Genomic DNA, 4,905 nt, shown 5'->3' on the forward strand with positions numbered 1-4,905 from the left:
GCCATCATCGCCAGATAGATCACGACGCCGATGATCCACAACAACTCGCGGGGCTTGCGATACGACCCCCAGAGCAGCGCGCGGAACATGTGCAGATAGATCACGATGAAGAAGGCCGAGGCGCCCGTGGAGTGCATGTAGCGGATCAGCCAGCCCCAGTCGACATCGCGCATGATGTATTCGACCGAGGCAAACGCCAGGGTGGCGTCCGGCTTGTAGCTCATGGCCAGCCAGATGCCGGTGACAATCTGGATGACCAGCGTCAGGATCGCCAGCGAGCCGAAGAAGGACCAGAAATTGAGGTTCTTCGGGGCATAGTATTCGGAGAGATGGGCACGCCAAGTCTCCGTCAGCGGGAATCGCTTGTCGATCCAACTGACATTTTCGGTTTTTTCCGCGCTCATCAGGCCGCTCCTCCCCGATCTTCACCGACCAGGATGGTGGTGGCGTTGAGATAGGTGTGCTTCGGGATCACCAGGTTGGTAGGCGCCGGGACGTTCTTGAACACGCGCGCCGCCAGGTCGAATCGCGAGCCGTGGCAGGGACAGAAAAAACCGCCCTTCCAGTCGGCACCCAAATCGTCGGGCGCGAATTCCGGGCGGTAGGTCGGCGAGCAGCCCAGATGGGTGCAGATCCCGATCGCGATCAGATACTGCGGCTTGATGGAGCGTGTGGCGTTCTGACAGTAACTCGGCTGCTGCGTCGCGACCGCGGACTGCGGGTCGACCAGCTTCGGGTCGTTGCTGGCCAGCGCCGCGAGCATTTCGGGCGTGCGATGCACCACCCACACCGGCTTGCCGCGCCATTTCACGCGCAGCAAGGCGCCGGGTTCCAGCTTGCTGACATCCGCCTCGACCGGCGCACCGGCGGCCCGGGCGCGAGCGCTCGGGTTCATCGATGCGACGAACGGGACAAGTGCGTAACCAGCGCCCACGGCACCGACCACGCTGGTTGCGGCAACGAGTACTCGTCGCCTCATTTTGTTCACGCCTTCCGCGCTCATAGGCCAATATCCCCCGGCTGCCGCAAGCACCACCGACGCATTCCCGGCGGGCGCCCCATACAGCTTGGATGAAACGTTCAGGTGGAAAATAAGAATATGACGATTGTCTGCAAAATCGACCGCGCATTTTCTTCGATTACTGCCAGGCAGGTCAAGGAAAATGCGAGAAAATACCGATCACATCGGATATTCGGTGACATAACGTCTACGCCGGATTATCAATTTCAACGAACTCATGCAACAGCTTGAAACGCTCGGCCAGATGCGATCCGAGGGCCTGCACGCCATAGCGTTCGGTGGCATGATGGCCCGCGGCCAGATAGCAGAGACCGACTTCGCGCGCCTGATGGGTGGTTTGCTCCGACAGCTCGCCACTCAAAAAGGCGTCGACCCCTAACGCGGCGGCCTGTTCGAGATAGCCCTGCCCTCCGCCAGTACACCAGGCGATTCGTTCGATGGATCGCCGATCCGGTCCCACGCGCGTCGCCTGTCGTCCAAGTCGCCGCGATACCGCGTCGGCGAGCGCCGGGGGCGACAAGGGTACCGGCAGCCGACCGACCCACACTAGACCGTTCGCAATCGCGGTTGGTTCCGTCTCCACGAATCCCAGCCAGTCGCCGAGAGTGGCGTTATTACCCACCTCGGGATGCGCGTCGAGCGGCAGATGATACGCGATGAGACTGACGCCCGCGCTGAGCAATGTCCTGGCGCGTCGGCCTTTGATCCCGGTCAGGCAGGGGTTTTCGTTTTTCCAGAACCAGCCATGGTGAACCAGCAGCGCGTCGGCGTCCCGATCGAGCGCCGCGTCGATCAGCGCCGCGCAGGCGGTGACACCGCTGACCAGCCGCCTGATCGGTCGGTCGCCCTCCACCTGCAAGCCGTTCGGGGTATAGTCGGCGAAGCGCGAGGCATCGAGAAAACCATCGCAGTAGGCAACGAGAGCGAGCGGTTCGATCGTCATGTCGGATTCCCCGGATTCAATCATGTGGAAAGAGTCGTCAGCCATACGTGGCTCAGTGACCGCTGACATCCGCCATTCCGCTATAATCAGCCGCATTGACCATTTGGAACGAGTTGCACATGTATCTTGCCATGAATCGTTTTCGCATCGTGCGCGGCCAGGAAGAGACCTTCGTCGCGCATTGGCGCAATCGCGAGAGCTATCTGGACCGCGTGCCCGGTTTCGTGCGCTTTCATCTGCTCAAGGGCTCCGAGACCGACGAATACACCCTGTTCGCTTCCTTCACCGAATGGGCGGACGAGGACGCCTTCGTGGCATGGACCCATTCCGAAGCCTTTCGCGCGGCCCACGTCAACGCGGGTCAAACCACGCGGGATCTGTATCTTGGCCCGCCTCAACTGGAACTCTTCAGCGCGGTGCTGTAGGCGGTCGCCGGCCATCGCGCGCGGCCTCCTGGTACGTCCGCGCGCTCCTGCCGTTCCCGCGCTGAACGGCGAACTCAACCCCCACGCCCGGGATAGATCTCTCATGTCTGCCATACCCACCGCTTCCGGCCTTGAATCCTTGACCGCGCGCGCGATTCTGCTCGGTCGCTATCTGGATCCGCGGCGTCTCGCACCCTTCGAGCCGCTGGCGACCAACCCGCTCGTGGTCGCCGTTCCGGGCGGCGGTCGCGCGGTTCTGCTGCGCTCCGGCGCGGTCGTGCTCTTCGGCGTCGAGCAAAAAGACGAAGCCGCCTTTATCGAGCAACTCCGGCCGCTGGTCAAAGAGCCACTGGAGCGGACCGAGTACGAAAACCTGGTGCTGGCCGTCGACCCGGGCCGCAGCGAAGGCGTCGAGCGAGACCGCGTGGTCCTGACCGACACGGAGACGGCAAGGCTCCAGGTGGTGGCCGACATCCTCGGCAAGAGCGTGCTGCTCGCCGAGCAGGAATCGCGCGTCGCGCGCGCTTTCGACCGCATCGAACCGCTCGCGGACCGCCTCCAGCGTCATGGACGCGGTGGAAGCAACGCGCGCACCCTGATTCGCCATATCGGCGAGGCACTCGCGATCCAGCAGGACATGGTCGGGCGCGGCGAGGTCGGCGATAAACCGGAAGTGATCTGGGAGCGGCACGATCTGGAACGTCTGTTCCTGAATCTGGAGGCCGAGTATGAAATCCGCGAGCGCCAGCTCGCGCTGGAACGCAAGCTCACGCTGATCAACGACACCGCCGGCACGCTCCTCGATCTGCTCCAAAGCAAGCGCAGCCTGCGGGTGGAGTGGTACATCGTGGTCCTGATCGTGGTCGAAATCGTGCTCACCGTCTACGAACTCTTCTTTCACGGCGCGCCGACTCACTGAGCGCGCCATGCATGGCCCCGGATCGCCCGCCTCAGCGGCGCGCATCGATCGCGGCTTGAGACAACCAGAGCAAGGCCGGTTCATCCTTTTTGCCCAGCTCGCCGGCGCGGACGACGAGTGCGCCATCGCCGACGGGCTCGGCCATCACGTCCTGCCGCTGCATCACGGCTGGATTGACGCTGTCGTCCCGGAGCGCGAGACGCTGGCGCGCCCACTCCCGCACCGTTCGATGATACGACCGCCGGTAGACCACCTTGGCGGCGCGCAACTGCTCGCCAAGAAAGAACAGGGTCACCGACGAGGCCGGAATCTGGTTGAACGAGCCGATGGCGGCACCGCACAGCCGATCGCCGAATGGATTGGCGCCTGTGGCACAGTGCAACCGCAGCGTGGGAAACCGCTCGCGCAGCCGGGCCTCCGTCAAACCGCTGTGGAAGGCGTCGAGCGCCGCATTGAACTCGGGTTTCCCGAGCGCGAACAGCAGGGCGAGATCCGTGCGCCGCTGCCCGTCCTCGGTGAAGGCCAGCCAGCAGAAAGGCCCGAACACCAGGGCCAGTATCAACAGGGTCTTATAGGTCTTGGGGAGTTTCAGAGCGTTGTTCATGGGCGAAAGCGCCTTAACGCGCGACCATTTCCACGCGACGGTTACGGGTACGTCCCTCCTCGCTGGCATTGGAGGCGACCGGCGCCAGGCCCGCGACCCCCATCGGCGTCAAGCGATCGCCCAAGATGCCATAGTTGGAGATCAACGCGCGCACCACCTCTGCCGCGCGGCGTTGGGAGAGATCCATGTTGTATTCCAGGCTGCCCTGGTTATCGGTATGGCCGACGATAAACACCGGCAGCTCGGGCTGCTCGTTCAGCATCCTCGCCATCTGTTCGAGTTGCGGGCGCGACTCGGGCCGCAGACTGGCCTGATCGAAATCGAAGTGGATGCCATAGAGCGCCACCCGTCCCTCCGCGCCGATCCCGCGCGCCAGTTCGGCGGCATCCAGCAGCACCATGCGTTCCTGCATCGATCTGGCGACGACCTCCTCGACAAACACGGCCACCCGCTTGCCCGCCTCGGAGTCGGCATAATTATCCTGAAAGGCCGCGAAGACAAAGAGGTAGGACTCGGCGTCGGGCTTGCTCAGATGCGCGACATAGATTTGGGGCTCCTGCACGGAATTGCCGGAATAGACAGACTTGAGCAGGTGGCTGTCGGTGAATTTCTTGCCATGCGCCTCGTCGGTGTAGAAACGGGCAACGTCTTTTCCGCATTCCTCAAAGCCCGAGCACTGGAAGACGGGCCGATAGTCGAGCTTGTCCAATGCCCGCCGATAGTTTCCGATGACCTCCAGCGAACTGGCATTGGCTGGCGCCAGATAGAGAAGACGGGTGCGTCGCCCTTCGAGCTTGATGGATTGCGCCCAAAAAGCGTTGCCGGGGCGGTCGTCCCATTTCGCGGTGGGGAGCTCGCTCCGATCGAATTCGTTCAGCCGATAGCCGATGATGACCGAATCCGCGAAACGCGGAAGACCTGGAATGTCGCGCGCGCCCGGTTGATCCTGGGTCAGATCGCGAGCCGGCGTCGCCGCGGCGATTGCCGCCAGAA

At 63.1% G+C, this 4,905-nt stretch carries 7 protein-coding genes; 2 read left to right on the forward strand and 5 right to left on the reverse strand.

Annotated elements, in window-relative coordinates:
* The 3 genes from QZY07_RS09410 to QZY07_RS09420 form a co-directional block, all read right to left on the reverse strand.
* Positions 1-404, reverse strand: a 404-nt coding sequence (locus QZY07_RS09410; protein WP_295401855.1) for a cytochrome b N-terminal domain-containing protein, incomplete at its 3' end; no start/stop codon positions are given.
* Complete coding sequence (gene petA / locus QZY07_RS09415; protein WP_295401857.1) at positions 404-1,003, reverse strand: ubiquinol-cytochrome c reductase iron-sulfur subunit; 600 nt, start codon at positions 1,001-1,003, stop codon at positions 404-406. The genes petA and QZY07_RS09410, both read right to left, overlap by 1 nt.
* A 205-nt stretch (positions 1,004-1,208) precedes the next feature.
* Positions 1,209-1,964, reverse strand: coding sequence for a Nif3-like dinuclear metal center hexameric protein (locus QZY07_RS09420; RefSeq protein WP_295401858.1), 756 nt, complete (start codon positions 1,962-1,964; stop codon positions 1,209-1,211).
* Positions 1,965-2,083: 119 nt separating this feature from the next.
* Between QZY07_RS09420 and QZY07_RS09425 the strand changes: the two genes are divergently transcribed.
* Positions 2,084-2,389, forward strand: coding sequence for an antibiotic biosynthesis monooxygenase (locus QZY07_RS09425; protein WP_295401860.1), 306 nt, complete (start codon positions 2,084-2,086; stop codon positions 2,387-2,389).
* A gap of 103 nt (positions 2,390-2,492) precedes the next feature.
* Complete coding sequence (locus QZY07_RS09430) at positions 2,493-3,308, forward strand: RMD1 family protein (protein ID WP_295401862.1); 816 nt, start codon at positions 2,493-2,495, stop codon at positions 3,306-3,308.
* 31 nt (positions 3,309-3,339) lie between these two features.
* On the opposite strand, the gene QZY07_RS09435 is transcribed toward QZY07_RS09430, so the two are convergent.
* Positions 3,340-3,912, reverse strand: a complete 573-nt coding sequence (locus QZY07_RS09435) for a hypothetical protein (RefSeq protein WP_295401864.1) — start codon at positions 3,910-3,912, stop codon at positions 3,340-3,342.
* A gap of 13 nt (positions 3,913-3,925) precedes the next feature.
* Positions 3,926-4,903, reverse strand: coding sequence for an OmpA family protein (locus QZY07_RS09440; protein WP_295401866.1), 978 nt, complete (start codon positions 4,901-4,903; stop codon positions 3,926-3,928).
* Positions 4,904-4,905: the final 2 nt, after the last annotated feature.

Origin of the sequence: uncultured Thiocystis sp., from assembly GCF_903866365.1 — a bacterium.
Taxonomy (GTDB): domain Bacteria; phylum Pseudomonadota; class Gammaproteobacteria; order Chromatiales; family Chromatiaceae; genus Chromatium.

Bases quoted from the DNA above. Each gene is read 5' to 3' on its own strand.
- QZY07_RS09435 (WP_295401864.1), bottom strand. From the start codon at position 3,912: ATGAACAACGCTCTGAAACTCCCCAAGACCTATAAGACCCTGTTGATA.
- QZY07_RS09425 (WP_295401860.1), top strand. From the start codon at position 2,084: ATGTATCTTGCCATGAATCGTTTTCGCATCGTGCGCGGCCAGGAAGAG.
- petA (WP_295401857.1), bottom strand. From the start codon at position 1,003: ATGAGCGCGGAAGGCGTGAACAAAATGAGGCGACGAGTACTCGTTGCC.
- QZY07_RS09420 (WP_295401858.1), bottom strand. From the start codon at position 1,964: ATGACGATCGAACCGCTCGCTCTCGTTGCCTACTGCGATGGTTTTCTC.
- QZY07_RS09430 (WP_295401862.1), top strand. From the start codon at position 2,493: ATGTCTGCCATACCCACCGCTTCCGGCCTTGAATCCTTGACCGCGCGC.